This is a genomic window from Pandoraea commovens (genome assembly GCF_902459615.1).
Classification (GTDB): domain Bacteria; phylum Pseudomonadota; class Gammaproteobacteria; order Burkholderiales; family Burkholderiaceae; genus Pandoraea; species Pandoraea commovens.
In genome coordinates this window covers 55,295-81,694 of record NZ_CABPSA010000005.1, presented here as the reverse complement: position 1 = coordinate 81,694, position 26,400 = coordinate 55,295, and the positions used below count along the sequence as shown (strand labels likewise).

The window sequence follows — 26,400 nt, the reverse complement described above, 5'->3', positions numbered from 1 at the left end:
TCCAATCAAGATATCGAGGCGACAATGAAACGCGTAACTGCCATCATCAAACCCTTCAAGCTCGACGAAGTCCGTGAAGCGCTGGCCGAAGTCGGCGTGACCGGTCTGACCGTCACGGAAGTGAAGGGCTTCGGCCGCCAGAAGGGCCACACCGAGCTGTATCGCGGTGCGGAATACGTCGTCGACTTCCTGCCGAAGATCAAGATCGAAGTCGTGGTGAGCGCAGCGCAGGCCGAACAGGTCATCGATGCCGTGCTGGGCGCGGCCCGCACCGGCAAGATCGGCGACGGCAAGATCTTCGTGACCGATGTCGAACGCGTGATCCGCATTCGCACGGGCGAAGAGGGCGAACAGGCGGTCTGACGGCAGTTTGAGCGCCGCAGCATTGCTGCGGTGATTGCGTCGGAAAAACGAAGGGCGACGGCTGCGAGAGCGGCGTCGCCCTTTGGCGTTTTGGCTGTGCCGGTGCCGGATCGGCTCAGGACTTGAGGCGCACGTCGAATGCGACGGTGATCAGCCGCACGAAAATCACGGAAAACGCGCTGATCGACAAGGTGTAGACGGGATCGAGGTCGGCGTAAGTCAGCGCGATGTAGATCCATCCGCCAATGAACGCACACACGGCGTACGGTCGTGTGTCGCGCAATACCAGCGGTACCTCGTTACAGAGGATGTCGCGGATCACGCCGCCGCCCACGCCGGTAATCACGCCCATCATCACCGACATGAACGCCGACATATCGGTCTGCAACGCGAGCGATGTGCCGGACGCACTGAAGAACCCAAGACCGATGGCGTCCGTGATGAGCAGCACGCGCTCCGTCGCCACGCGTGAGACGAGCTTCAGCACGACGCCTGTGGACAACGACAACACGAGGATGATGACCGAGTACCACTGATGCTGGACCCAGTAGAAGGGGCGGTGGTCGAGCAGCACGTCGCGCAACGTGCCGCCGCCGAAGGCGGTCGCGAAGGCCAGCACGAACGCGCCGACCGGATCGAGATGCTGCTTGCGGGCTTCCGCGAAGCCGGAGATGGCGCACGACAATACGGCGATGGCCTCCATGACGGCCAGGATCGTATGCAGTTGAGCGCTCATCTCGTGAATCATCGGCGAATCCTGTTGGGGACGGTGGACAGTCCCTCGTCAATACGTCGTGATCGGCGGTGACATCTTCAATGCCAGCGGTGGCTGGCGGGATGCGGCATCTGGCGCAGGTGCGCGTCAGTCGCCCGCGCGCGCGCCCCGGGCCTGCGAAGCCTGGAGCAATACTACCAGCGCACCGCCCCCGCCGTCGCGTCCTTGCGCTTGCGCCCATGCCAGCACTTCGTTCTTCTGGGCGAGCCAGCCGCGCACCTTGTCCTTGAGGACCGGCTCACGGTTCACCGAGCCGAGGCCCTTGCCGTGAATTACGCGAATGCAGCGCAGGCCGCGCTTGACGGCGTCGTGCAGAAAGGTGGAGAGCGCTTCGCGGGCTTCGTCGCGACGCATGCCGTGCAGGTCGATCTGCGCCTGCACCACCCAGTCGCCGCGTTGCAGCTTCAGCACGGCATCGTGGCTGATGCCGGGACGGCGATACGACAAGCGGTCGTCCGTGTCGAGCAACGCTTCGGGGTCGAACTCGTCGGACAGGGATTCGTGAAGCACTGCGGCTTCGTCTTCCTCGGTCTGACGCGCCACCGGTTCGGGCGGGAAGCGCGGGTGCTCGACGCGATTGGTCGAGCCTTTGCTGGCAAGCGGGGCGATCTCGCCGACGCTGTCGCGGAACACGTTGGCATCGCGTTTGGCCTGCGCGGCGCGCTTGGCGGCAGCGATGCGTTCGGCTTCGCGTGCGGCGCTCTCGGTCGCGAGCGCGTCACGGAAGTTGGAGAGGTCGCTGAGGCTGAGTTTCGGTGGTTTCTTGCTCATGATCGTGCGAACAAGGACGTTCAAAGGGAGGACAAAATGGTGTGTTGCGGCGCGTTGCGTCTGCGCGGTAGCGAAGGCGCGTTTCCGAATCATAACGGCTCGTGACGCCACGTAACGAAGATGATGGCGACGCTACAAGCGAAGACGGCGCCCCGGCTGCATGAAAGATCACACAGCCGGGGCGCCGCCGTCAGGCGTAAAAACGCGCGAGAGCGATTACTGGTCGAGGTTTTCGAGGTAACGCTGGGCGTCGAGCGCGGCCATGCAACCCGTGCCTGCGCTGGTAATGGCCTGACGGTAGATGTGATCCTGCACGTCGCCAGCGGCAAACACGCCCGGCACGCTGGTGGCCGTGGCGTTGCCATTCAGGCCGCTGTGCGTGACGATGTAGCCGTTCTTCATTTCGAGCTGACCGTCGAAGATATCCGTGTTCGGCTTGTGGCCGATGGCGATGAACACGCCGTGCAGCGAGATGTCTTCATGCGCGCCCGTCTTGGTGTTCTTGATACGAACGCCGGTCACGCCGCTGTCGTCGCCCGTCACTTCGTCGAGCACGCTGTCGTACTTCAGTTCGACCACGCCTTGCTTGGCCTTTTCCAGCAGACGGTCGATCAGGATCGGCTCGGCGCGGAACTTGTCGCGGCGGTGGATCACGGTGACCTTGCTGGCGATGTTCGAGAGGTACAGCGCTTCTTCGACAGCGGTGTTGCCGCCGCCGACCACGCAGACTTCCTTGCCGCGATAGAAGAAGCCGTCGCACGTGGCGCAGGCAGAGACGCCGCGGCCCGAGAAGGCTTCTTCCGACGGCAGGCCGAGGTACTGCGCCGAAGCGCCGGTCGCGATGATCAGGGCGTCGGCCGTGTATTCGCCGGAGTCGCCGATCAGACGCAGCGGGCGCTCGTTCAGATGCACCGTATGGATGTGATCGAAAATCATCTCGGTGTTGAAGTGCTCGGCATGTGCCTGCATGCGGGCCATCAGTTCCGGGCCTTGCACGCCGGTCGGGTCGCCGGGCCAGTTCTCGACGTCCGTGGTGGTCATCAACTGACCGCCCTGGGCGATACCGGTGATCAGCACCGGGTTGAGGTTGGCGCGCGCGGCGTACACGGCGGCGCTATAGCCGGCGGGGCCGGAACCGAGAATCAGGACTTTGGCGTGCTTGGCAGCAGACATGGAACTCACCGGAAAGGGGTTGGGTGCTGGCGCCGGAGCCCCGGTCGCGCACCGCCTGGCGCGCGACCGGGGCTCCGGCGCAAACCGACATTATAAAGGGCCGACGATGTTTCGTTGATGGAGCCTCACAATCGAGGCGATAGCCTTCGGGCGGGCGTTGGGGGTCGGGTGACTACACCGGACGAACGTTCGAAGGCCCCGCGCCGGGACGTCTCTCAAATTTGGGGGCAGATGCATCGGATGCAAGTGCGCCGGGTGTGGGCGAGGGGAGCGGCGGCCTGTTCACCGACTTCGCTTTGCCACCGGGCGTCCCGGCGTCCGGCAAATCGCTCGGGAGTGGCGCGGTTACGGCTTGTCACGCTTTCCTGACGTGCTCATGCGTTAATCGATGTAATAGTTGTTTACAATGGAGCATTGCTGCGCGGCAGGCCGCCCGTCTGCCCGCCCAACCGCATGGCTTGATGACGACGAAATCTTCCTACTCTGCTGGTGCCGGATCGTCGTTGCCCAATCGGGTGACGCACCTCTTCCATGAAATCCGCTGGATGGCGCAGGTCGCGCTGATGGTATTCCTGTTGATGGCGTTGTTCTCTTACAGCCGTCTGGACCCCAGCTGGACGCATGCGGCGCATGTGGAGCGTATCGCCAACTGGGCGGGACGCGTCGGCGCGTGGGTCGCCGATATGCTGCTGCTCATGCTCGGTCTGTCCGCTTACTGGCTGGTGGTGTTCATCGCCCGCCGCGTGATTTCCGGCTACCGGCGCATCTCCGCCAAACGCGAAGCGCCACCGTTGCGCGAACGCCTCGCGAGCGGCGGCTGGGTGGAGATCGTCTCTTCCCTCATGGTGCTGCTCTCGAGCGCCGGTATCGAATCCCTGCGTCTGTACCGTCTCAAGGCCCAGTTGCCGCGCGCGTCGGGCGGCGTCATCGGCGAGACCGTCGGTGGCTTCTTCCAGCATGCACTGGGCTTCACTGGCGGCACGCTGGCCTTGCTGCTGATCTTCGCCTTCGGCCTGTCGCTGCTGTTCCATTTCTCCTGGTTGTCCGCCGCCGAAAAGGTCGGTGCGCTGATTCTCGATACCGGTACTGTGATCCGTCGTCGCCGCGAGGCGCGTCAGGACCGTCGGATGGGCGAGGAAGCGGCGATTGCGCGTGAAGGTGCGGTCGTCCAGAACCGGGTCAGGGCGGAAGTCCACGAGCCGGTGCAGATCGTGCCGCCGGTCAAGGTGGTGCCCAAGAGCGAGCGCGTCGAGAAGGAAAAGCAGGCGCCGTTGTTTGCCGACCTGCCGGACTCGATCCTGCCGCCGCTGGCGTTGCTCGACCCGGCGCCGGTTGCACAGGAAACCGTGTCGGGCGAGACGCTGGAGTTCACGTCGCGCCTGATCGAGAAGAAGCTCAAGGATTTCGGCGTGGAAGTGAGCGTCGTGGCCGCTTATCCCGGCCCCGTCATCACGCGTTACGAAATCGAACCCGCCACGGGCGTGAAGGGCAGTCAGATCGTGAATCTGGCCAAGGATCTGGCGCGTTCGCTTTCGCTGGTGTCGATCCGTGTGGTCGAAACCATCCCCGGCAAGAATTTCATGGGGCTGGAGTTGCCGAATCCGCGTCGTCAGACGGTGCGGATGACGGAGATCCTCGGCTCTGAGGTCTACAACAGTTCGTCGTCGCTGCTGACGCTCGCGCTCGGTAAGGACATCGGCGGCAAGCCGGTCGTGGCCGATCTGGCGAAGATGCCTCACTTGCTCGTGGCCGGTACGACCGGTTCGGGCAAGTCGGTGGGGATCAACGCCATGATTCTGTCGCTGCTGTACAAGGCGACGGCCGAGCAGGTCCGACTCATCCTGATCGATCCGAAGATGCTCGAAATGAGCATGTACGAGGGCATCCAGCATCTGTTGTGCCCGGTGGTGACGGATATGCGTCAGGCCGGTCATGCGCTGAACTGGGTGGTGGCCGAGATGGAGCGCCGCTACAAGCTGATGAGCAAGCTGGGCGTTCGCAATCTGGCGGGCTACAACAACAAGATCGACGACGCCGCCAAGCGCGAAGAACATATTCCGAATCCGTTCTCGCTGACGCCGGAAGAACCCGAGCCGTTGCAGCGACTGCCGTACATCGTGGTCGTGATCGACGAGTTGGCCGACCTGATGATGGTCGTCGGAAAGAAGGTCGAAGAGCTGATCGCGCGGATTGCACAGAAGGCGCGCGCGGCGGGCATTCACCTGATTCTGGCGACGCAGCGTCCGTCGGTCGACGTCATTACCGGTCTGATCAAGGCCAACGTGCCAACGCGGGTGGCGTTCCAGGTGTCGTCGAAGATCGATTCGCGCACGATTCTGGACCAACAGGGCGCCGAGACGCTGCTGGGTATGGGCGACATGCTGTACATGCCGCCGGGCACCGGGTTGCCGTTGCGTGTGCACGGTGCGTTCGTGGCCGATGACGAAGTGCATCGCGTGGTCGAGCGGCTCAAGGAACAGGGCGAGGCCAACTACGTCGAAGGTCTTCTCGACGGTGCGGTCGAAGGCGAAGACGGTGGTATCGACGGTGCGGGCGGCGCAGGCGGTGGAACTGGCGAGGGGGGCGGCGAGTCCGATCCTCTATACGATCAGGCCGTGGCTGTGGTGCTCAAGCAGCGCCGCGCGTCGATCTCGCTGGTGCAGCGCCATTTGCGCATCGGCTACAACCGGGCGGCGCGCCTGCTCGAACAGATGGAACAGTCAGGCGTCGTGTCGGCGATGGCGAGCAACGGTAACCGGGAAATTCTGGTGCCGAATCGCGAGGGAGAATAAAGAATATGCTGGGATTCAAGCGCGGCTTGCCGCTCATGGTGGGTGCTGTCGGTGTGACGCTGGCGGCGCTGGTCGCACCGGCTTATGCAAGCGGTACGGCGCAACTCAAGGCGTTCGCGGCGCAGGTGAAGTCGGCGCGCGGCGACTTCGAGCAGAAGCAGGTGAAGGGACAGCAGAACGGCGAGATGAAGGTGACGAACAATGCGTCGGGCACGTTCGAGTTCTCGCGTCCCGGCCAGTTCGTCTGGCACTACACCAAGCCTTACGATCAGCTGTTGCAGGCGGACGGCACGACGCTCTACGTCTACGACAAGGATCTGAATCAGGTCACGGAGCGCAAGCTGGGTGATTCCTTGGGCGCAAGCCCGGCGGCGATCCTGTTCGGTAGCAACGACATTGAAAAGAGCTTCACGCTCAAGGACGCCGGGGTGAAGAACGGCATCGACTGGGTCGAGCTTAGGCCGAAGGCGCAGGACACGCAGTTCCAGCGCGTGGGCATCGGTTTTCGCGACGGCAACCTCGCCGCGATGGAACTGTACGACGCGTTCGGCAACGTGACCTTGCTTACGTTCAGCAACATGCAGAAGAATCCGCCGCTACCGGCGGGCAACTTCAAGTTCACGGTGCCCAAAGGGGCGGACGTGATCAAGGGTTGAGCTTGCGCTGACCTTCGTCCCTGCCGCCCGGCATCGTCCGAGAAGCGCTTTGCGGGCGTGCCTGTCATCGGGCTGGCATAATGGGGACATCTGATTATCTGACTGCGGCCGGGGACATCCCCGGCCGCACTGCTTGAGAACATGCCAAACGACGCCCCTTTGTCGGCTTCGGTGCCTTTGGCCGAGCGCCTTCGCCCCCATACCATCGACGATGTGATTGGCCAGCGTCACCTGCTGGGCAAGGGAAAGCCTTTGCGCGTGGCATTTGAAGCGGGCCGTCCGCATTCGATGATTCTCTGGGGGCCGCCGGGTGTCGGCAAGACGACGCTCGCGCGCCTGATGGCGGACGCCTTCAAAGCCTACTTCATTGCGCTGTCGGCCGTGCTCTCCGGTGTGAAGGACATTCGCGACGCCGTCGAGGCTGCGCAGATTCAGCGCGGACAGGGCAAGCAGACGGTCGTGTTCGTCGATGAAGTGCATCGCTTCAACAAGGCACAGCAGGACGCCTTCCTGCCGCACGTCGAATCCGGTCTGTTCATCTTTGTCGGCGCGACGACGGAAAACCCGTCGTTCGAAGTGAATGGCGCATTGCTCTCGCGCGCGGCCGTGTATGTGCTCAAGAGCCTGAACGACGAAGAACTCGGCGAGATGGTCACGCGCGCCGCGCATGAGCTGGGCGATATCGGATTCACGGACGAAGCGCGTCAGGGGCTGATCGACTCGGCGGATGGCGACGGCCGCAAGCTGTTGAACAACGTCGAAATCGTGGCGCAGGCGGCGATGTCCCAAGACATGGAGACGATCGACGAGGCGCTGCTGGCCAGCGTGCTCGCCGAGAATCTGCGTCGCTTCGACAAGGGCGGCGACGCGTTCTACGATCAGATCAGCGCGCTGCACAAGTCGGTGCGCGGCAGTTCGCCGGACGGCGCGCTGTACTGGTTCTGTCGCATGCTCGACGGTGGTGCCGATCCGCGTTATCTGGCGCGCCGGATCGTGCGCATGGCGTGGGAAGACATCGGCCTGGCCGACCCGCGGGCGGCGCGTATTGCGCTGGATGCGGCGGAGACGTACGAGCGTCTTGGCACGCCCGAGGGCGAACTGGCGTTGGCGCAGGCGATTCTGTATCTCGCATCGGCCCCGAAGTCGAATGCGGGTTACAACGCGTACAACCAGGCGCGGGCGTTCGTCGGCAAGGACAAGTCGCGCGCGGTGCCTATCCATTTGCGCAATGCGCCGACCAAGCTGATGAAAGAACTCGGCTACGGTCACGAGTATCGCTACGCCCACGACGAGCCGGATGCCTATGCGGCCGGTGAGACGTATTTCCCCGATGATCTGCGTGCGCAGAACTGGTATCGTCCTGTGCCGCGCGGTCTGGAAGGCAAGATCGGGGAGAAGCTGAACTGGCTGAAGTCGCTCGATGCCGAGTGGCGTCGTGCGAATGCCAAGGGACGCAAAACCGATGCCCCGGCGAAGACGCCGACGGCTGGGAAAACGTCCTCTCCATCCTTATCTTCCGAGAAGTCACCGCCAGCGGAATCCGGGGACGACGAGTCCGCGTGAGTTGGCGCGCTGCCGTGCGGGTCGGGCGGCCGTAACGAGCCGCCGCAGCGTCTCGGCGCTTGGCGACGCGTCAAATCGCGTCACAGCGCTGCGCGTTTGGTAAAATCCCGCCATTAGTGCCGTCGTCGGCGAGAATGCACTGGCAACGCCGCCGTCGGCCAACACCCAATTCATGGTCCACCCACGTGGGCCGCTCACAATAGATTTCCCACCATGCTCGACATTCAACTTCTTCGCAAGGATCTCGACGGCGTTGCTGCGCGACTCAAAGCGCGCGGCTTCACGCTGGATGTGGCGGCATTCGCTGCGCTCGAGGCGGAGCGCAAGCAGATTCAGACGCAAACCGAGGAGCTTCAGGCGCGTCGCAACGCGTTGTCGAAGCAGGTCGGCATGAAGAAGGGCAAGGGCGAGGACGCCTCGGCCGAGATCGCCGAAGTCGGCGGCATCGCTGACACGCTCAAGGCGTCGTCGGTGCGTCTTGAAGAGATTCAGACGCGTCTGTCGGATTTGTTGCTGGGCGTGCCGAATCTGCCGCACGAGAGCGTGCCGGTCGGAAAGGACGAAACGCAGAACGTGGAAGTGCGCCGCTGGGGCACGCCGCGAGAGTTCGACTTCACGCCGCGCGATCACGTCGATCTCGGCGCCGCGCTGGGTCTGGATTTCGACGCAGCGGCCAAGCTTGCCGGTGCCCGTTTTTCGGTGATGAAGGGCGGCATTGCACGTCTGCATCGTGCGCTCGCGCAGTTCATGCTCGACACGCACACGAGCGAGCACGGCTATACGGAAACGTACGTGCCGTACATCGTGAATGCGGCGTCGATGCGTGGCACGGGTCAGTTGCCGAAGTTCGAGGACGACCTGTTCAAGGTGCCGCGCAAGGTCGGTGGTGAAGAGGGCGAGCGTATCGAGAACTTCTATCTGATTCCGACGGCGGAAGTGTCGCTGACGAATCTGGTGCGTGACGAACTGCTGCCGAACGATGCGTTGCCGATGCGCATGGTGGCGCATACGCCGTGCTTCCGCTCGGAGGCGGGCAGCTATGGCAAGGACACGCGCGGCATGATTCGTCAGCATCAGTTCGACAAGGTCGAGTTGGTGCATGTGGTGCGTCCGGAAGAGTCGTACGACGCGCTCGAGACGCTGGTGGGGCATGCGGAAACGATTCTGCAGAAGCTTGGATTGCCGTACCGCACGCTCGTGCTGTGCACGGGCGACATGGGCTTCGGCAGCGCGAAGACGTACGACATGGAAGTGTGGATTCCGGCGCAGAACACGTATCGCGAGATTTCGTCGTGCTCGAACATGGAGAGCTTCCAGGCACGCCGGATGCAGGCACGTTTCCGCAATGCGCAGAACAAGCCGGAGCTGGTGCACACGCTGAACGGTTCGGGTCTCGCGGTGGGACGCGCACTGGTAGCGGTGCTGGAGAACTATCAGAATGCCGATGGTTCGGTGACGGTGCCGGACGTGCTGCGTCCGTACATGGGCGGCATCGAGCGTCTTGAGCCCGCCGCGTAAAAAACTTTGCAAAAGGGGTTGCCGGAAAAATAAATTCGGCTATAATCTCTTTCTCGCTGCTTGAGGCCACTCAGGCAGCGAACCAAAGCAGAAAGAACGCTTGGAGAGGTGGCAGAGTGGTCGAATGCGCCGGACTCGAAATCCGGTGTACGGTTATACCGTACCGTGGGTTCGAATCCCACCCTCTCCGCCAAGCATACATTTAAGCCCTTGAATTTCAAGGGCTTTTTTGTTTTCCGCGTCAGCGACTTACAAAATGACTATCAAGGCGCTGACCGCACTATCCCACTGAATTCGTGCCTTCCACGATCATTTGTCGGTGCGGATCATCTCGAGAGCTTGGGACAGGATGCGATTCTTGTCTTCGTCGTGCAGCCGATGATAGGCGACCAGCAATTTCGCTTCTGAGTCGTCAGCCGAGAAAAAATAAGTGACCGGAAGATTCAAGTTCGCGGCAATGCGCTCGACCATCGAATAGTCAGGGGCGTGCTTGCCTCGCTCATATTGGTTCATGCGAGCGCTGGCGGACATTTCGTCAATACCGGCGAGTACCCCGAGCTTCTCCTGCGATAGACCTGCGGCCTTCCTAGCTTCCTTCAAGCGTTTCGCGAATACGGACATGTTCTTCCCCGAAAGGAAAACATGCTGGGTGTTGGCGATATTTGCTACACTAAGAATTGCTTAGTATTTGGCGTGCCGTCAAAAGATGGTCCGCTTGTCTTTAGCTCAGGAAGACCAATGAGAAATCAAAAAAGTATTCGCTCACATATTTTGTTCGGCTTCTTCTTTTGTGTAATGGCAGTGGCGAATGTTCATGCGCAAAGCCTGCCTCCGGCGTGCCAACAGTACTTTCGGACGATTGATGTTTGTGGCGCCGATCTCGTACATATCACCGAACTCCGCGAGCCCGGCAGCGTCGGCGAACTGAAGAAGTCGCTCGATATGACTCAGTCAATCGGCGTTGTGAAGAAGGCGGTCAAAGAAGGGCATGCGCAGAAAATTGCTGAGTATTGCGCTAGCTCCGACGCCCGAGACCGTTTTATGGCTACTATCAACAACATCGTCGGGCCGCTCACGATGCTGGGCGGGATGAGTCAACGTTGCTACGACGCGGTCGCCGCTATCCGATGAAAATCTTCAATTCGAAATACCAGATCTCGATTCGGTGCGCAGTGGTGGCGCTCATGTCGGTGAATCTCGGTGTGGTCTCGGCGCAAACCGTGCAACCTTCGTTCGATTGCCGTAAAGCGTCGAGCTCGGTGGAGCGGTCCATTTGCGCGAGCCCTTCGCTTGCCGAATCGGACAACCAGCTTGCGCAGGCATTCACGGCAGCGACGAATCGGACGGCTGACAAGGCGGGCCTGCGAAAAGACCAGAACAAATGGCGCGCCACCGTTCGCGACAAGTGTCGTAGCGACGAATGCATTGCTAACGCCTACCGCGAGCGAACACGCGCTCTTCGCGTAAGTGCTGAGAATGGTCGGGTTCTCACATTTCCTCGCACTGGAGATGCATCGCCTCCCTCGAAGACATCGGTATTCTCGGGTGCCGTTCTCTACGGAACGCTTGTCTTTGATCACGACCTCGCAGGCGGTTTCGTCGCGCTCCAGGTCGGTGACCGTCAATACAAGCTGCGATACGTCTGGGACGTGCCCGAAACTCTTCAGGCACAAATCCAACGACTTGAAGACAGCGCCCAGATGGTCTCGGTTATCGGTGACCTCATCGCTTGGCCCGATGGCACGAAATCGGTTGATGATCGATCGCCGGTCGCCCTGCTCGTTCCGAAACAATGAGGACATCTATACCCATGTCAGATCAACATCGAATGTGCACCGGAGGGGCGGCATGAAGGTTTTGATGAAGAAAGGTGAGGCCGTTGTTAGCGTGAAGGTCGGTGTGGCATGGGCGTTCTGGTTCGCATTGGCGCTCCCGCTCGTAGGGATCGTCGCGTTTGTGCGACGTCGCCTGTACATGCAGGCATTGATAGTAATCGGGTACATCGCTGTGCAGACATACCTTCGAGTAGGTAGCTCGATGTGGATTGGATTCGTTGACGTGATTCCAGCTGAATCGTCGTATGTCAATAAAGACTTTTACATGGTATCGCTGCTGCTCTGGTGCACTTATGGGCTATATATCAGCCGTTATGCTTTTTGGGGCAACACGATAACCGCCCGGATTCTCTCTCGTCGCGGATACATTTGCCCGATGCCGGAGCACGCTGACCTAGCGCAGACGGCTTGGTCAATCAATGGAAATTTGGCCGTCAGTGTGCCCGGCAAATAGTGCAATTCTGACGAAACGGGCGTTCGACAAGCCGGGGGCCGCGTCCCGGATGTAACCAACTTTGCATGTCTCATGAACAATTTGGAAGATTTGCTCGAAGCGATTCATTTTGCAGCTGTGCGTCACAGGAGCCAGCGTCGGAAAGACGTTGAAGCGTCGCCGTACATTAATCATCCGATCGCCGTCGCTCATTTGCTTGCAACAGTAGGGGAGGTTCGCGACACATCGGTCCTGCAAGCCGCGGTCCTTCACGACACCCTCGAAGATACACATACGACCGTTGAGGAATTGAGATCGCACTTTGGAGAGCGCGTCGCTCGGATCGTTGAGGAAGTCACTGACGACAAGAATTTGCCGAAGCTGCGGCGTAAGGATCTCCAAATACAACTCGCGCCGCAGAAATCCGGAGAAGCGGCGCTTATCAAAATCGCTGATTTCACGTGCAATTTGCGCGACCTGGTGAACGCACCACCACCCGAGTGGTCGTCGACGAGAATAAGGGGGTACTTCGACTGGGCGGCACGCGTCGTAGCTGGATTGCGTTGTGAAAAGGCAGCGATCTCGCAGGCATTCGACATCGCCTATGAACGGGGGAATGACTTGCTTCCGTAGTCCATCGGGCCGCGCTATTCGTCGGAGCGACAGATTCCATTGTTACCCGATCGGTCTCCGTTGATCGTCTGAGTGCATAAGAACGAACCCGTTTTTCGTACTTGTTAGGTGCTTCTCGGTCGCTTGTTCTGTTGCCCTTGCCTCCCCAATCCACTTCACGCCTTTCCTGCGGAACGCGGGCGCCAGTTCGTACAGCCGCCAATATGTTGCTGGCGTCAATGTGCGTCTTGCCTCTGAAAACTACTGCGCCCGATTCGCCGAGTGCGCGTGCTTTGATCAGCATGTCTCCTCCGTCCAACGATAAGATTTCCGAGAAGTTTCCAGCATGCCAAACCATGCGAGAAAACTCACTTGGACGGGTACGAATTTTTCAGTTTTTTGTTAGGCCTGTGGGGACGATGTCCTCTTCCGATTTTTGTGCGTCGACAGCTGGATGGACGATCGGGGGCGAGCTACCGATCCGATTTTGCAGTTCGTAGTTTGTTGATGAAAATCTGTTGCGCTTTCCGAACTTCGATTACCGCGGACAGATTAAAACCGGGGCGGGAAGCTGCGGCGGAAAGTCGATATACAAGAGCTGTGTTCGTCGAAGACTCGTTCGATTTCCTTGGTTCGCGATCCGCTTGCTACGAAGGAAGCCCTTGAGCTAACCTCCAAATCGGCCGATGATCTATCCAATCCCAATGTTCGCGTTGACCTCAAAGTCGGTAGATATTTTTTCTCCTCGTGCATTTCACTTGAGCGGGAGCCATCGTCGATCATGCCGTACATCAATTGCACCTATCGCGGTTGCGCGATCGAGATCAGGATCGAAGAATGGGCGTCTTTCTGGGATGTTGTGGTCGCAGTTACGCCGGGCAACGTTGGCGAATTCACGAATCCGTTCGGCGTGCGCACACTGAAATTCTCGAAGGCCGAGGAACTGGCTACGATCGAACGAGAACTGATCAACGAGGTGAGATTGGCAATCGATCGTCGATTAGTTGATCGATAGTTTCGGCCTCGCCCGTGAGTCCCGGTATCTGACGCTGCCGATATGCACGTCGAATCGCGGTATTGATTTATTTTTACTGGTGCGGGCGATTTGGGTGATGAACCACGCTCAAGAATTCATTCTGGTGTTGAAAGAATCTTCGCTGCGTTCATCAGATCGGTCGCGAGCCTGGTTGACCTCGTTATTGACGGGTACGAACCGGGATTGATGCCGAGATCCCACAGTTTCCTTTTGAGACGCTGCGAGGTCGACGGCGAATAGAGGCAGTTGATCGGGATTCCAGTACTTAGCGCTGCGATCGGTGCTCTGAGCTTTCTTGGATATTTCGCCAACGCACGTTCGTCGGGAAGATTTATCGCGTCGTATATCGGCAACCTCCGGAAGTATTTGCGGAAAACCTGGCGCGCAATCTTCGGGGTCCATGCACTGGGAAATACTAGCCCGAGATTTTCGAGTTCAGCAGATCGCAATCTAAGCTCAATCCGTACGGTGCCTGAGACTTCTTCCATCAGTTCCTTGCTCGGAGGCTTACGCCGTTTTTGATTCTGCCTGATCTCGCGCCCCTTGTTGTACAGAACGATGCTGTAATCTTTCCCTCGCCGTGGGCGGATCATGATCGAAGATTCGACGGTTTGGATTGAAATTTTCGTTGCTCCAAGCTGAAGCCTCAGGTCAGCCAGGAACTGTTCGGCTGCTCGATCGGATTCGAACTTGATGTTCGCAGCTAGATCGACGCGCGTGAGCTTCACGGATTCGAGCATTGCGTCGTTGGAGCGATCGCGAACGCTGAGTCCCATATGGGTCGTGCAGTGGGTTAAGAATTCACGGACTAGGCGTTTCACGTTTGCGCACGTCCATATGTTCTGCCCGTACAGCGCGGCGAACGGCGAACCTGAAAATGAGATTTCGGTCAGCGGCCCTCCGCGTGATCTCGTTCTGTAAATTGCACGATGGTTCGCGGAGGTTGCAGGAACATGTGCACGATTCAAGCGGATACTGGAGATATCACCTTCCGGCCTGATGATCATGCACTTCGAGGCGTTTGTCGTGTGCGTGACCTCAGGGTTTGCGACTGTGAATTCGATGGTGTCGACGTTCAGTGCGAATCCAGTGGGAAGTATGCGTCGAACGATGCGCTTTGGAAGAAGGGCAGGTCTAGCCATAGTCAAATTGATAGTAATTGATATGTATTACTGGTGCGTCGTTGAAGACGCGTAATTCGGGCGCTTACGTGGCAAGAACCATTTGCGAATTCACAGGTTCGGTCACTGTGATATTTGCCGGGTCCGTCGGATAATTCGACGGCTCCAACGACGCATGTGTGATGACCGCAGACGACGTCGCTTCTTCGAGAACAGGATTTTCGAACCTTCGCGTTGAGGTCACGAGCGAGATTTCAGTGTGATTGTTGGAAGGTTGTCCGTCACATCGATCTGGCGATGAGGTATCGGGAATTCGTTTCGGATCATGCTGAGGTCTTGTTGATGTCGAATTCGCTTCGCGGATATCGATTCTCGATTGAACCCAACCCAGAATCTCAGATTCGAGCCACGCTACGATTCGCCCTGTCAGCGGAATCGATCTAGGGAATTCACCGATCTTCATCATGGCGTAGATTGACGATCGGGAAAGGCCAGTGATGCGTTCGACGTCAGGACGGCGCAGCAACGCGACCTTGGCCAGGTCTTCACGAATAGAAATCTGATTGTTCATCATGTGCTCCAGCAGGCAATCGTTGCCTGTTCCGGCGTCGGGCAATGGTCCCGAAGCACATCTTATTTACTGACGCCGTCGAAGTTCGAATTCGGAGCTCACGATCGACCGCTGGAAGCGGCGCACGCAATAGGAAAACGGCAATCCTATTCGTCGTGTGAGATGCCGGCTGCGCAATGATTTTTTGCGGAGCGAATTGATCCTGGGATTGGGGCAGGGTCCCGAGATTCGGTGAGGTGACGTTGCCGATCATGGCATTGTTCTTTGCGCCCCCAAAGATGGTGTCGAACATACGTCAGTTCCGGGGAGTCGAATTCGGGTTCATGACGTGCAAGAGCGACCCGAGCGTTTTGCTGAATCGTCGATGAATTTACCAGCACCGTTCTCGTCCGCAGAGAAATGCCGAGTACCGGCGCGTGCTTAGACGTTCAATTTGCGCTCGACGTCCGGCAGCCGATCCGAGCTTTACGGGCGTGTTATTTACTAGAGGCCAAATTGTTCTGGGACTGGGCCCGATATTCAGCGATATGAGATCATGTGAATTCGCACAACAACGATCCGCTGGAACGTAAGTAATTGGTTTGTTGTTGAAGCAGCGTCTGTAAATGGCGAGGCGCGTCATCGAATTTGGGGCGACCGAAGATTTCGAATGAGGCTCGACCTTGTGGCCGAACTGGCGACGTCGTACAGCCACGAATGAGTACGTGCGCGATCGGGTTTGCGCGTGCGATTATTTACTAGGGTTGATGACGCTCGCGATCGCTGCTCGAATTCGAAGTGAATTTGACTTCAATGAACATGATTGTTTATCAGGCGTTCGGATGTGGGCTGCCTTGAGTTGGACGCTGATCTGCAATAGTAAATAGATCCACGGAATCGGCGGCCTGCTTGCTCCGCTGAGTGGTTGACTCCGAATGCGAGCGGGCTATTATTTTCTCGAGCCAGACCGGTCCACCTTTTTGGTTCTAATGGAACGAGTGGGGATACGCATAAACGCACATTTCGATTTTAGATTGGCGGAATGCGGTGTGCGTTTTGGTATCACTCTCACGATCACAAACGCCAAAGCAAGATCGCGGCTCATCCCAGAATATGCAACTGGACTGGTCGGCGTCTCGCCGCTTGCGCGGAAACGAGCCGATCTGTTTGCGATTCGTCTGCGGTGAGAGATTCGTCTAGTTTAGTGGTGCGATAGAGACGAGCCGCTGATCAATTACGGCCCAGCGTTTGAGGTCCGAAACCCGGACTTTTGGATTGTGGTGATCACATCGAGATTTCGTACATTCGGCCAGTCCTTCCCGAATCAAGTCAATGTACCCTTTCGCCCGTGAGAGGTCGCCGACGGGGGGCGACCATTGGATCTCATAGTGAGGCTCGAAGAGGCCTAATGGATCAAGGGTGATCCAGGCCCCGCGTCAGACGAGTCGTTGATTACGGCCATGTCTATTTCTCCTGGATGTGGGTGAAGGCCTATCCCGACGGTGCGTCTCCGTCATCGGCGGCTGACCCTCAGTCCTTAATGCCTGGTCGCGAGAGACTGCGATCTCGTGTCATATTCGCGCTTGAGCAGCATCCATCATCTCGTGAAGATTCGCGTATCCGAGGGCCATTCAGCGTGTATGGGTACCTTTACGCGGCGATCCCAACAACGCCAAAGGCCGCTGCAACAACTGCGAAGGCAGAGTGTGGCCTTCGCGCTCACTTACACGCGCTGTGCATGTCTGATGATCCTTTCTCGCGCCAGACTCCCCAGCGTCCGCTGTTCGTTGGCGACTCCCCCTTGGTCCACCAACCATTAAGCCAGACTTTTCCGGCAAACACGACTGGAGTGCATGGCGTTGCATACACTGAGGTGGACGACCAAGACGGCGTTGTGCCACCCCCGATGCCACTTTCGGTAGCTGGTTTAACGGTGACGGTAATTTCACTCTTGGCCGTGCTGCCATCCTTGCCAGTGACCGTAAGCAGGTACGTGGCCTCTCCGGTAGCGTTCGCGGGAATCAAGGCTCGCGCCTTCACGTTCTCAACTTTGGAAACCCAAGGCCCAGCTTGTTTTTCCTGCAGCCAAAACGTACCGGCTCCCTTCAAGATGGTCCAGGTGTAGGACTCAGCGTTTTGGCTCGCGCTTCCGTCAAGAGGGTAGGCGCTTGAAGTCGTTGCGGTGCGCACGGTGAAATTCTTGCCCGCTGCGGCAACTGGAGGCTTTGTTTCGCCAGCGAGGTTTAGCGAAAGGTTCACTAGAATATTTCTCTCAAAACCGTCTCGTTTTGCCATTAGTGGGAGCAAACCCGTATAGGCACCCACTGGCAAATCCTTGTTATCGGTTTTTTCGAAACTTAAAACAAGTGCTGCGGGTTGCGCTCCACTGCCACAGCCCGTCATGCTGGAGATGGGGCGCAAAGAGGGGGTGCATGCCGTTTTTCGATATCCTCGAAGTTTGGCCAGATATGTTTCGTTTTTGGCGTTTCTCACCTGTACGGTTAGTGCGCTATATCCGCTATCGCTGGACGTCAGATATTGAGGCCCTTGACCGGGACGGACTGCGACGTAGCCGAAATTTGAGTGATGGCGGATCGGTTCCGTAGTGAGTGTTTTGTCGGCGGTCAAAGTATATGTGTCGACCGAAGTCCCCTTGTCGAAGGGGGATGCGAACGGATCATAGCTGTCTCGCCTAAACGGCATAACCAGATTTTTCAGCACCTTGCCATCTAGGCTGTGCACTCTTAGTGTTATCCATCCGGAGCCAAACTCTTCATCGGAATTTCCTTCAAGAAACTCTAAATCAAGATAGCGCTCTCCTTCCGTGGTGCAATCGTCCATTACGAGACTTTTTTTGCCACACGGCGTGATAAGAGAAAGCTTTACGCTTTGTTCGACGACGCGTCCACTGCTTCTCCGTTCTTTTGCGGAAAATATAGAGTACCCGCTTTGGTGAAACAGGCGAGCATCATCCAGCGCAGACAAAATTATCTGACCACTTTGATTAAGCGATATTCGATTGTTTGAGTACGGGAAGGAATTTACGTCCCGAACTGCCACGTTACCCTCGCCGATCGACGCTGAGCTTGGTTTGTTTGAGTTAGGTAGGAGACCTTTCAGCTTCCCGTAAAGGTGCGATGCCAAGACGCCTACGTTAAAGCTTGATCCGCCATAATGCAAAGCGACGACACGATGGTCGGTTTGGTCCAGGACCGGTGAGCCGGAGGCCCCTCCATCGGTATCGCAGTCATATCGTAAAACGCGATCGTCCCCACCTCGCTGCGTTTTGCATGGTTTTCCGTCATCGCTTAATGAAGAGATTCTCTTGTAAGCTCCCCAAGGGTGTTGCGCGATGTAAACGGGCGATCCGTTCGATAATTCGTTTTTCGATGTCTCGGAATTAAGAGACAAGGTTCCGAAAATCTGTCGTATTCCGGCTTCTTCATATGCTAATTCATCTACCCTGTATACCGCATAGTCTTCGCCGCCTGTTCCGCCAGAAATTACCACTTCTTCTGTTTTAATTTTCAACGTATTATCGGCGGTCGTCTCTTTTTCGCAGGTAGGTGATTGGTAGTTGTAGAAGATATCGTGTATTTTAAATCCGACGTCCCCTGCCACATGATGATTCGTGACAACATACGGACCGCCCGCAATATTCCATCCGGATCCCACATTTGATTTTGCTACTGCATTGCTTCTAAGAAATATCTGTGGATTAATTTTCTTGTAGCACTCAGCGTACTTCATCTGATTTGTTCCGATAATTGCCCGTGAGTCGGTTTTGTTTTTGTAGGTGTATTCGTTTATGACTACGTGTCCAGAATCGGAGTTATTTGTTTTTTTGGAAATTTTTATTAAAAGTACGCTTTCGTTGGATGAGGTGCTTACTATATTTGGTCGACTGCCGTCGTAGAGAGATTTGTCATTGTAAATCTGAGTATGCCCCGTGCCGCCCTCTGTTATCTCCAGTTGCGAGCCGGTTGGTAATGCGACGTTGTTCAATACGACTGAAACTTCTTTGGCGTTAGGTTCGGATATTTGCCAGGTAAAAGATTTTTTGTTTTTTGATAAGGAGAGAAGGTCAATATTTATTTTTTTGGTAATTAAATTTTCCTGATGGGCGAGTGGAGCTTCGTCCTTTGCCCATGACGTGGTCGTGTTCGACGACCCTATAAAAATAAATAATATGGTAAGTGCGAGCTTATTTTTCATATTGAGATTCTCATCATTGGCATCGCCCATTGCTGGCTGGTGTAGCCAAAGGCGAAATACAGAAGGACGTCGAAAAGGATTGCCTATTTGCCTTATTCGTTGTTGTTTGAGGTGCCTGATTATGGTCCGTGTTTTAGTTCGCGGCGACAATGTCTCTTTGGCCTATTAAAAAATCGGCCGAAGAGATATTGCTTTGCATTTTTATTTGTGTTTTGTGGTGTTTTGTGTGCCCGATGGCGCTTAGAAGTTCTTGGCCACTAAAGCTATTCTTCGTTCGAAGTGGCAAGTGAGTGCGGCGTTGGAGCTGCGGCTTGACCAAGAAGCAACTCGAATCCTGCGGGGTGACCGATTCGTTCTGGCCGCGGGTGGAGCTACTGATTCCGCAGCGTGTGCCGTCGCCGGGGAAAAATATCAGCGTAAGCCGGGTGGGGGACCATCGCCGAGGCAGGATTTTTCACTGAACTGTGGGCGGCGGGGGGGGGGCAGAATGCGACGAGATGCAGGGCGTCGTCTGGTGCTCGCAAAGCGCTGACCGTGCGATGGTGGGGCGTCGCTTCGCGCAAGGCGCTATCGGCCCTAACCCAGCGGATCGGCAAGCGCCATCTTCCGAACGATGGACCGTGGGTCCTGTTGTCAGCCATCGTCTTCGCGGGCGGGCGTCGCTGATGGCAAATTGTTTAATGGGAGCGTCGCGTCGATCATCCGGAAGAGATCGACTTTAAACGGCGAAATCTGGAGAAATAGCACAGGCCTCGTGCCGCTGTCGCGACTTCGGAAAAGCCTCACAGACGTTTGTTGATTGGCGCATCACTTTCGTTCCGCCGCGAGAAATTTTTTCCAAACCAACTTTTGTTCCAAGTGGTCTATGGCTAGCGTCATCATGACGCAAATGAACAGACTCGAGACGATCGCGATGGCTATGATCGCCGTTATCGGCAAGCCAGGAATAATCCGGGTTGTGAACTGGAGGGGGGGCGGTGAGGTACCGTCGACCCTCTCAGCTCGTAAGGCGAGTATCGGTAACATCAGCCGGTAGCGAGTCTTTTGAGCATCTTCCCCGTTGTCTAGGCGAAAAGTCTTATCCAGCACATTTACGTAGGTTTTTTCCAAATTCACTCCAGTTTGTACCTCTGTGAGAAGGGGGAGAAGCGCACGATAGAAGCGAAGGGTCATTTCTTGACCGCGTCGTGTTTGTCGCAATTCATGCAGTGAGGCGTCCACGTTGGCAGTCATGACGTTTCGGCTCTCTGATGGGGGCTGACCTCCTTGATTCGCGGTGACTCCGCCGACGTTGCTCGGTCGATTGCGCCGAACGCTATTTGCCTCAACTGAGGCGGCGAGCGACCGAGTCAAAAGCGCCTTCCGCAGAATGGAGACCTTGTTAATCTCATCATCCGTCCGTTGCATCTCGATCTGCGCCGCTGCATAAGCCGACCTAATCTCAGACAGCAAGATCTGCATCAGCACGGTGTCTGTGATATATCCCGCGAGCGGGCGTGATTGATTTTCGGCGTCAGCGAGAGAGACGCGGCTCTGTGATTTGAATTCAATTCTAGACTTTGTATGTTTCGCGAAATTTTCAATATCCGCACCAGGTGATTGAGAGGAGTCAATGCGCGGCACTATCTTTACATTATTTTTAACAATTTCTTCATCAATAATTGAATTATTGAGCCGCGGTTCGTCGAGTTGGAGGTTTTTGCTATTTCGAATGTAACGCTCAAGCGTAAAGCGATCGTAGATGGAGTTTTTTATTAAAAAAAGTTGCTCGTCGCTTACGTTTAATTGGATGGTGTAATTTATTTCATACTTGTTGAGCGTTTTGATAAGCAAAATATAAGAAATTGGAGTGATTGGTATTAAAAATGAAAAAATAATTATCAGATGCTGCTTCAGGCGATAAATCATCTTAATTCGCAGGACGTTGCATCGTGGCGTGAGAGCTTCATTCGCGTCGTCGGTCTGACACGTGTTGGAGCGCTGGAAGCCGTGTGTTTGATGAGTAAAAATAGGCCTGGGCCTATTTTTCGCGAGGGGGGATTGTGAGATTGGTGGGTTTACTCCAATTCCTCCTCGTCATTAAAGCGATGTTTGAGCGCAATGATAGTGTCTGCCGATTCAGTAGCACTAAGCCGGAAGAGGTGTCCAAATTCATCGACGAGGTGTATACGAGCAATCGATTCGAACCTCTGGATTCGCGCAGGGACCAGAGCGTCGATATCGTCGGTTACGGTTATGAGGGAGTCGGTGTATACGACGTTGATTTCGAAATGCCGTTCAGTTTTGCGTCCGACGCGGCGACGCAACGGCATTTGATCCTGTCTTGCCACGGGGGCGCGGCAAATTTCTCGCGCGGCAGCGCTGAGATTGCATGCACGCCTGGTGATGTCGTTCCGGTGTCCCTGGGAGAGCGTTTTTCCTGTGTTACGGATGCCGAAGGGATAAGTGATTTGGCAATCGTAATTGATGCACACCGATGCGAGGAGTTTATTCTTCAATGGACGGGCCAACCGGCACTGCAGCCGGTTGCGTTCACGTTCTCCCTGCTTAACCCCGATTTCGCTACGCAGTGGCGTCTTGCGTCGGACAGCCTGTGTCGGATGATGCAAATGGCCCCGCCCCCGGATGGGGCGATCAATGGTCTTGTCGAGCATTTGTTGAAGCTCTTGCTGAGCGCCCACCCTAGCAATTACATGCAGATTCTGAACGACAGCCGTGTGGCGGATGAGCGTAATGCGCGTAAGGCCATGGCAATGATCATGGCGGACCCAATGCGCTGGCAAACGCTCGGTGCCTTGGCATATGCCCTTGGATGCCCCGCCAATGCGTTGAACAAGGCATTGCGGCGCCTCGCTGGGAAGGGCTTCGCGGACATTCGATACGAGGCTCGATTGATGGGGCTCCATCGGACATTGCTCAAGGGCGAAGAGGGCACATTCATTGGGACGCTGCGCAAGTTCGGATACGCGATTTCCGGTCGTCTGATTCGCGAGTACAGTCGAAGATTTGGAGAAACTCCCGGCGCGTCGTACCATCGCAATCCCAATGCCCAAGAAGCTATCTCCGTTTACTCGGCTCGGTCACGATGGTTTAATGAAGACGCAATTAATCAGTTTGTTGATTCGCACCTTTCCAAAACCATTGGGCTTGCGGACATCGCCCGCCATATCGGCTTATCGGAGCAAATGACGATTGCCGTCTTCAAGGAACAGTTCTCCACCACCCCGATGCAGTATGTCATTGAGCGGCGCCTGAATCGGGCGCGGTGGCTACTGCGAAATTCGTCGATTTCAATTCAGGCAATCGCAATAGAGTGTGGCTTTGGAACGCAGAGCTACCTGACAACGACGATGAAGCGCTATTGGGGCACGACTCCGCGGCGAGTGCGTATGGAGGGGTAGTGCCGCGTTATTCCACCCCTATGTCCATCGGTGCGCTCCTATTTTCGTCGTCAAACTTGGCGAGTCCTTGCATCGAGTGCGAACGCCGGAATTACAAACTCATTCGCTTCAACACGCCGTCGCGCTGAACAAAGTGATGCCAAAGTGCCGCGCCGACGTGCATTGCGATGGCGGTGTAGAGAATGAAGCCGAGCGCCATGTGGGCGTCGACAGTCCACGCGACGAGGCGCTCATGCTCTGGTACCAATGCTGGAAACTCGAAACCCAGTACCGGCATTGGAATTCGCATGCCCTTGGCATTCACGATGGCCCACCCGATCAGACACTCGCCTATGACGAATAAATAGAGTGCGATGTGAACCGCGTGGGCAGCGAAGCGGGCAAACGGGCTGGCGGCCACCTGTGACGGAGCGCGCGGACCAAAAATACGAGCGAGCAGGCGGGGGATCAGCAAGAAGAGGAATGCCATTGCGGCGCCGATGTGAACGACCATGGCTTCTCTCATCGTAATCCATTCGGTCTTCACCCCCAGGTGCCGGAGTTCTCCGGACGCCACAATCATTACCATCAATGCAACACCGGCCCAATGCAGAAGAACGACAGGCCGGCTGTAACGGCGTGTTGAGTGCTTTGATTTCATCGTGAGTCTCCTTTCGGGAAAAAGTCATGCCGAAAGTTTGGTGCGTCAAATGTCACGCTTCAACGTTCACGTTCGAAATCAAAAAATAATTTCAGAAATCTTTGAGCATTGTTGATCGCGTTGCGCCGGATATCAAAAATACGCTCAGTCTCGATCAGGGGGGATGTCGAGATCGGTGCGATGCCGCCAAATTTCTCCACAGCGGATGGTCGTACGTAATCCGGTGGCTGGTCCACCCCGTCGTGATCGGGGCCATGGAGCGGCGCTATTGCTTCAACACCTCAAATGAATTGATAAGGATAGCTATGAGAACCGATCGAACCACTCCGGAACGTGCCGGAAAGCGATTGCTGCCAGCACTGGCATTGATGAATTTGTCGGCTGCGATGCTTTTCGCGCCGAGCGCGTCACATGCGCATGGGTACGTGGAAACGCCGCCAGACAGGCCGCTGGCTTGCTTCTTGGAGGGCGCGGAGAATCCGAAATCCGCCGGTTGCAAGGCGGCCAAGGCAATCAGTGGGTCCGGTCCCTTCTATGACAGAACCAGTAACGCAATTCTCGGTGTCGTCAACGATCACGAAAAGCGTATCCCGGACGGTTTGTTGTGTGCGGGCGGAAAGGAGAGCTGGAAGGGGATGGACGCTGTTGCTGATTGGAGTGCCACGCCGATCAAGCCCGACGCGCAAGGCAACTACACGTTGCGGTACCACCAGACCGCACAGCACATCACGACCTACTTCCGCACGTACATCACGAAGAATGGCTACGACTTTACGCGCCCAATCAGATGGAGTGATCTGCAACTGATCGGTGACACCGGACCGCGTCCGCGCGAGCCATACACCGAGATTCACGTCAAGATTCCGAGCGGCATGAGCGGAAAACGGGTGTTATATACGGTGTGGCAGCGCGATCCCAGCGACAACGCAGAGGGTTTTTATAGCTGCAACGACGTCGATATCGTGCCGTCCAACGTGAATTGGTTGCCGTCAGGAAAGATTGAAAACGGCTATACGGCGAAAGCCGGTCAGCAAGTCGTGCTGCGTGTCTTCGATAAGGTTCGCAACGGCGATATCGAAACGCACACGATTACTGTCGCAGCAAATAGCACCAAGCCCGAGGATTGGATTTACGCGCTTGCGGTCGACGTGAACAAGAAGTCATCGATCATCAAGATCGGGAAGCTCGATGCGAACAAGCAGATCGTTCCCATTCGGAGTGCAACGGAAAACGAACTCTTTGGCAATGGCAAGGAGTATAGCTATGCCATTGAACTCAAGAATGGTGGCGGTGACCAGCCTTCTGCACAACCCCCTGTGGCTAAGATCCAGGGACCGACGTCGGCGCGCGGTGGCGAACGCGTCACGCTGACTTCGGAAGGATCGAGCGACCCGGGCGGGAAGCCGCTGCAGTATTCATGGACTTTCCCGACGGAAGTGCGCGCAGCGCGAAGCGGATCGAGTGTCACCTTCACTGCGCCGACGCTTAAGCAAGATCGCAACTATGAGTTCAAGTTGCACGTCGACAACGGCAAGTCCAGTGCTACGGCAACGCATAACCTGATGGTTAAGGGGACTGGTGGTGGCTCCCAACCGGACAATCCGGGTAATCCGGGTAATCCGGGTAATCCGGGTAATCCGGGTAATCCGAGCAACCCCGGCAACGATGGCTCTAACAACCCTGGTAGCGGCGGCGACACGGGCAACAACCCGGGTGTGGGCAACTATCCGGCCTATCAAGCGGGATACGCCTACAAGGGGGGAGAAATCGTGAGTCATAACGGCAAGCTCTATCAATGCAAGCCGTATCCATACTCTGGTTGGTGTGGGCAGGCGCGTGAGGCTTATGAGCCTGGAAAGGGGTGGGCATGGAGCGATGCTTGGACCGCTAAGTAACCGATCTTCGCGAGTGTTGATCGCATAGCGCGATCAAATAAGGGGGAGGCAGCTTGAAGGCTGCCTCCGCTACCGCCGAGATTGACGTGCGCCGATTCATTCGGCGGAGGGAAGAAACATGGAACGAAATCGAATCCGTGCGAGTGCGCGCGCGATGCGCGGTTTTACGCTGTTGGAGTTGCTTGTCGTGCTGCTGATCATTGCGTTGCTCGCCAGCTACGTAGGACCGAAGGTACTGTCCTACGCAGGGCGCGCCAAGGTGCAGACAGCACAAACGCAGATGAAGGCGCTGGGCGATGCGTTGGTGAAGTACCGGCTGGACACGGGCAGCTATCCGAGCGCGGATCAGGGCCTTGAAGCATTGGTGAAGGCCCCGGCCGGAGTGCAAACGTGGCATGGACCGTATCTGGCTAAGGACGTGCCCCGTGACCCTTGGGGCAACGCGTATCAATACCACGTCCCTGGGCGTGACTCTGAAGTTGAAATTGTTTCTTTGGGCGCGGATGGCCGTGTCGGAGGCGAAGGTGATGACACGGATCTTGTGTACGGTTTATAAGGTAGCGGCTGCGATGTTCATTGGATTGCTTGGTATTGGGTTTTCGTCAACGGCAAGTGCGGATTGTTGGTTCAAGGCCGGGCAGCAGCACAACATTGACCCCCTGCTGCTCTATTCAATTGCGAAAGTGGAGTCATCGTTGAATCCGAATGCATTCAACCGCAATCGAAACGGCACCTATGATGTCGGCCTGATGCAAATCAACAGCTCGCATTTGCCATGGCTTAGCAAAGTCGGCATTACTCGAGAGAGTTTGGTTACGGATTCATGTACATCGGTCATGGTAGGCGCGCAAATTCTATCGGGCTTCATTGCCCAATATGGCTACACATGGGAGGCCGTTGGAGCGTACAACGCAGGTGGCCGAGCAGATCGAAGGGAGCATCGTCAGCGTTACGCAACGAAAGTCTGGCGGCACTACGTCGCGTTGCAGCAGGCTGAGAAATCGAGGCACCCCGGACAGAAACTGGCGGTGAGGAATCGCGGGAGCTAAAA

24 protein-coding genes and 1 tRNA gene are annotated in these 26,400 nt (G+C 56.8%); 15 read left to right on the top strand and 10 right to left on the bottom strand.

From position 1 onward, the window contains the following. Positions 1–24 precede the first annotated feature (24 nt). Positions 25–363, top strand: a complete 339-nt coding sequence (locus PCO31010_RS15655; RefSeq protein WP_010805431.1) for a P-II family nitrogen regulator — start codon at positions 25–27, stop codon at positions 361–363. Positions 364–478: 115 nt separating this feature from the next. Here PCO31010_RS15655 and PCO31010_RS15650 read toward each other — a convergent pair whose 3' ends face one another. The 3 genes from PCO31010_RS15650 to trxB all read right to left on the bottom strand — a co-directional run bounded on the left by PCO31010_RS15650 (position 479) and on the right by trxB (position 3,082). After that, entirely contained in the window at positions 479–1,099 is a 621-nt protein-coding gene (locus PCO31010_RS15650; protein ID WP_039403915.1) for a trimeric intracellular cation channel family protein, read from the bottom strand. 126 nt (positions 1,100–1,225) lie between these two features. Continuing rightward, positions 1,226–1,909 carry a Smr/MutS family protein gene (locus PCO31010_RS15645; protein ID WP_150665075.1) on the bottom strand — a complete coding sequence of 228 codons (684 nt, stop codon included), beginning with the start codon at positions 1,907–1,909 and terminating at the stop codon, positions 1,226–1,228. Positions 1,910–2,125: 216 nt separating this feature from the next. Further along, positions 2,126–3,082 (bottom strand): thioredoxin-disulfide reductase, encoded by a 957-nt coding sequence (trxB, locus tag PCO31010_RS15640; RefSeq protein WP_069342590.1) that lies wholly within the window; start codon positions 3,080–3,082, stop codon positions 2,126–2,128. A 461-nt stretch (positions 3,083–3,543) separates the two neighbouring features. Between trxB and PCO31010_RS15635 the strand changes: the two genes are divergently transcribed. From PCO31010_RS15635 to PCO31010_RS15615, 5 genes are all read left to right on the top strand, one after another. Further along, complete coding sequence (locus tag PCO31010_RS15635; RefSeq protein WP_150665074.1) at positions 3,544–5,874, top strand: DNA translocase FtsK; 2,331 nt, start codon at positions 3,544–3,546, stop codon at positions 5,872–5,874. Between the two features lie 5 nt (positions 5,875–5,879). Continuing rightward, positions 5,880–6,530, top strand: coding sequence for an outer membrane lipoprotein chaperone LolA (gene lolA / locus PCO31010_RS15630; protein ID WP_150665073.1), 651 nt, complete (start codon positions 5,880–5,882; stop codon positions 6,528–6,530). 141 nt (positions 6,531–6,671) lie between these two features. After that, a complete protein-coding gene (locus tag PCO31010_RS15625) occupies positions 6,672–8,093 on the top strand; it encodes a replication-associated recombination protein A (RefSeq protein WP_150665072.1) in 1,422 nt (473 codons plus the stop codon). Positions 8,094–8,306: 213 nt separating this feature from the next. After that, positions 8,307–9,611: a serine--tRNA ligase gene (serS, locus tag PCO31010_RS15620; protein WP_150665071.1), complete on the top strand. Its 1,305-nt coding sequence runs from the start codon at positions 8,307–8,309 to the stop codon at positions 9,609–9,611. 102 nt (positions 9,612–9,713) lie between these two features. Beyond that, positions 9,714–9,804 (top strand) — tRNA-Ser (locus tag PCO31010_RS15615). 116 nt (positions 9,805–9,920) lie between these two features. On the opposite strand, the gene PCO31010_RS15610 is transcribed toward PCO31010_RS15615, so the two are convergent. Beyond that, complete coding sequence (locus tag PCO31010_RS15610) at positions 9,921–10,232, bottom strand: helix-turn-helix domain-containing protein (protein ID WP_150665070.1); 312 nt, start codon at positions 10,230–10,232, stop codon at positions 9,921–9,923. Between the two features lie 117 nt (positions 10,233–10,349). Between PCO31010_RS15610 and PCO31010_RS15605 the strand changes: the two genes are divergently transcribed. The 5 genes from PCO31010_RS15605 to PCO31010_RS15585 all read left to right on the top strand — a co-directional run bounded on the left by PCO31010_RS15605 (position 10,350) and on the right by PCO31010_RS15585 (position 13,506). Further along, a complete protein-coding gene (locus PCO31010_RS15605; protein WP_150665069.1) occupies positions 10,350–10,742 on the top strand; it encodes a hypothetical protein in 393 nt (130 codons plus the stop codon). Continuing rightward, entirely contained in the window at positions 10,739–11,407 is a 669-nt protein-coding gene (locus tag PCO31010_RS15600) for a lysozyme inhibitor LprI family protein (protein WP_150665068.1), read from the top strand. The genes PCO31010_RS15605 and PCO31010_RS15600 overlap by 4 nt, the downstream gene beginning before the upstream one ends. 52 nt (positions 11,408–11,459) lie before the next feature. Continuing rightward, a complete protein-coding gene (locus tag PCO31010_RS15595) occupies positions 11,460–11,900 on the top strand; it encodes a hypothetical protein (RefSeq protein WP_150665067.1) in 441 nt (146 codons plus the stop codon). A gap of 81 nt (positions 11,901–11,981) precedes the next feature. Next, positions 11,982–12,512 carry an HD domain-containing protein gene (locus tag PCO31010_RS15590; RefSeq protein ID WP_425495023.1) on the top strand — a complete coding sequence of 177 codons (531 nt, stop codon included), beginning with the start codon at positions 11,982–11,984 and terminating at the stop codon, positions 12,510–12,512. A 760-nt stretch (positions 12,513–13,272) separates the two neighbouring features. Continuing rightward, the gene (locus tag PCO31010_RS15585; protein ID WP_150665065.1) at positions 13,273–13,506 is read left to right on the top strand and encodes a hypothetical protein; all 234 of its coding nucleotides are present in this window, start codon (positions 13,273–13,275) and stop codon (positions 13,504–13,506) included. A 116-nt stretch (positions 13,507–13,622) separates the two neighbouring features. Here PCO31010_RS15585 and PCO31010_RS15580 read toward each other — a convergent pair whose 3' ends face one another. The 5 genes from PCO31010_RS15580 to PCO31010_RS15560 all read right to left on the bottom strand — a co-directional run bounded on the left by PCO31010_RS15580 (position 13,623) and on the right by PCO31010_RS15560 (position 21,321). Continuing rightward, positions 13,623–14,534 carry a phage/plasmid replication protein, II/X family gene (locus tag PCO31010_RS15580; RefSeq protein WP_246184651.1) on the bottom strand — a complete coding sequence of 304 codons (912 nt, stop codon included), beginning with the start codon at positions 14,532–14,534 and terminating at the stop codon, positions 13,623–13,625. 199 nt (positions 14,535–14,733) lie between these two features. Next, the gene (locus PCO31010_RS15575) at positions 14,734–15,219 is read right to left on the bottom strand and encodes a helix-turn-helix transcriptional regulator (protein ID WP_217426170.1); all 486 of its coding nucleotides are present in this window, start codon (positions 15,217–15,219) and stop codon (positions 14,734–14,736) included. Further along, the gene (locus tag PCO31010_RS15570; RefSeq protein ID WP_150665062.1) at positions 15,194–15,511 is read right to left on the bottom strand and encodes a hypothetical protein; all 318 of its coding nucleotides are present in this window, start codon (positions 15,509–15,511) and stop codon (positions 15,194–15,196) included. The genes PCO31010_RS15575 and PCO31010_RS15570 overlap by 26 nt, the downstream gene beginning before the upstream one ends. Before the next feature lie 1,406 nt (positions 15,512–16,917). After that, positions 16,918–19,443, bottom strand: a complete 2,526-nt coding sequence (locus tag PCO31010_RS15565; protein ID WP_150665061.1) for a trypsin-like peptidase domain-containing protein — start codon at positions 19,441–19,443, stop codon at positions 16,918–16,920. Between the two features lie 777 nt (positions 19,444–20,220). Continuing rightward, a complete protein-coding gene (locus PCO31010_RS15560) occupies positions 20,221–21,321 on the bottom strand; it encodes a hypothetical protein (protein WP_150665060.1) in 1,101 nt (366 codons plus the stop codon). A 143-nt stretch (positions 21,322–21,464) separates the two neighbouring features. Here PCO31010_RS15560 and PCO31010_RS15555 point away from each other — a divergent pair, with 143 nt between their 5' ends. Further along, positions 21,465–22,814, top strand: coding sequence for a helix-turn-helix domain-containing protein (locus PCO31010_RS15555; protein ID WP_246184650.1), 1,350 nt, complete (start codon positions 21,465–21,467; stop codon positions 22,812–22,814). Between the two features lie 91 nt (positions 22,815–22,905). Here the strand turns inward: PCO31010_RS15555 and PCO31010_RS15550 are convergent, their stop codons facing one another. Beyond that, positions 22,906–23,454: a cytochrome b gene (locus PCO31010_RS15550; protein WP_150665058.1), complete on the bottom strand. Its 549-nt coding sequence runs from the start codon at positions 23,452–23,454 to the stop codon at positions 22,906–22,908. 305 nt (positions 23,455–23,759) lie between these two features. Here PCO31010_RS15550 and PCO31010_RS27100 point away from each other — a divergent pair, with 305 nt between their 5' ends. From PCO31010_RS27100 to PCO31010_RS15535, 3 genes are all read left to right on the top strand, one after another. After that, entirely contained in the window at positions 23,760–25,349 is a 1,590-nt protein-coding gene (locus PCO31010_RS27100) for a lytic polysaccharide monooxygenase (protein WP_174984803.1), read from the top strand. 118 nt (positions 25,350–25,467) lie between these two features. Beyond that, positions 25,468–25,905 (top strand): type II secretion system major pseudopilin GspG, encoded by a 438-nt coding sequence (gspG, locus tag PCO31010_RS15540; RefSeq protein WP_150665056.1) that lies wholly within the window; start codon positions 25,468–25,470, stop codon positions 25,903–25,905. Beyond that, positions 25,877–26,398, top strand: a complete 522-nt coding sequence (locus PCO31010_RS15535; RefSeq protein WP_217426169.1) for a transglycosylase SLT domain-containing protein — start codon at positions 25,877–25,879, stop codon at positions 26,396–26,398. Before gspG ends, PCO31010_RS15535 begins: the two co-directional genes overlap by 29 nt. Positions 26,399–26,400: the final 2 nt, after the last annotated feature.

Bases quoted from the DNA above. Each gene is read 5' to 3' on its own strand.
- PCO31010_RS15655 (WP_010805431.1), top strand. From the start codon at position 25: ATGAAACGCGTAACTGCCATCATCAAACCCTTCAAGCTCGACGAAGTC.
- PCO31010_RS15650 (WP_039403915.1), bottom strand. From the start codon at position 1,099: ATGAGCGCTCAACTGCATACGATCCTGGCCGTCATGGAGGCCATCGCC.
- PCO31010_RS15645 (WP_150665075.1), bottom strand. From the start codon at position 1,909: ATGAGCAAGAAACCACCGAAACTCAGCCTCAGCGACCTCTCCAACTTC.
- trxB (WP_069342590.1), bottom strand. From the start codon at position 3,082: ATGTCTGCTGCCAAGCACGCCAAAGTCCTGATTCTCGGTTCCGGCCCC.
- PCO31010_RS15635 (WP_150665074.1), top strand. From the start codon at position 3,544: ATGACGACGAAATCTTCCTACTCTGCTGGTGCCGGATCGTCGTTGCCC.
- lolA (WP_150665073.1), top strand. From the start codon at position 5,880: ATGCTGGGATTCAAGCGCGGCTTGCCGCTCATGGTGGGTGCTGTCGGT.
- PCO31010_RS15625 (WP_150665072.1), top strand. From the start codon at position 6,672: ATGCCAAACGACGCCCCTTTGTCGGCTTCGGTGCCTTTGGCCGAGCGC.
- serS (WP_150665071.1), top strand. From the start codon at position 8,307: ATGCTCGACATTCAACTTCTTCGCAAGGATCTCGACGGCGTTGCTGCG.
- PCO31010_RS15610 (WP_150665070.1), bottom strand. From the start codon at position 10,232: ATGTCCGTATTCGCGAAACGCTTGAAGGAAGCTAGGAAGGCCGCAGGT.
- PCO31010_RS15605 (WP_150665069.1), top strand. From the start codon at position 10,350: ATGAGAAATCAAAAAAGTATTCGCTCACATATTTTGTTCGGCTTCTTC.
- PCO31010_RS15600 (WP_150665068.1), top strand. From the start codon at position 10,739: ATGAAAATCTTCAATTCGAAATACCAGATCTCGATTCGGTGCGCAGTG.
- PCO31010_RS15595 (WP_150665067.1), top strand. From the start codon at position 11,460: ATGAAGGTTTTGATGAAGAAAGGTGAGGCCGTTGTTAGCGTGAAGGTC.
- PCO31010_RS15585 (WP_150665065.1), top strand. From the start codon at position 13,273: ATGCCGTACATCAATTGCACCTATCGCGGTTGCGCGATCGAGATCAGG.
- PCO31010_RS15580 (WP_246184651.1), bottom strand. From the start codon at position 14,534: ATGATCATCAGGCCGGAAGGTGATATCTCCAGTATCCGCTTGAATCGT.
- PCO31010_RS15575 (WP_217426170.1), bottom strand. From the start codon at position 15,219: ATGAACAATCAGATTTCTATTCGTGAAGACCTGGCCAAGGTCGCGTTG.
- PCO31010_RS15570 (WP_150665062.1), bottom strand. From the start codon at position 15,511: ATGTTCGACACCATCTTTGGGGGCGCAAAGAACAATGCCATGATCGGC.
- PCO31010_RS15565 (WP_150665061.1), bottom strand. From the start codon at position 19,443: ATGGGCGATGCCAATGATGAGAATCTCAATATGAAAAATAAGCTCGCA.
- PCO31010_RS15560 (WP_150665060.1), bottom strand. From the start codon at position 21,321: ATGATTTATCGCCTGAAGCAGCATCTGATAATTATTTTTTCATTTTTA.
- PCO31010_RS15550 (WP_150665058.1), bottom strand. From the start codon at position 23,454: ATGAAATCAAAGCACTCAACACGCCGTTACAGCCGGCCTGTCGTTCTT.
- PCO31010_RS27100 (WP_174984803.1), top strand. From the start codon at position 23,760: ATGAGAACCGATCGAACCACTCCGGAACGTGCCGGAAAGCGATTGCTG.
- gspG (WP_150665056.1), top strand. From the start codon at position 25,468: ATGGAACGAAATCGAATCCGTGCGAGTGCGCGCGCGATGCGCGGTTTT.
- PCO31010_RS15535 (WP_217426169.1), top strand. From the start codon at position 25,877: ATGACACGGATCTTGTGTACGGTTTATAAGGTAGCGGCTGCGATGTTC.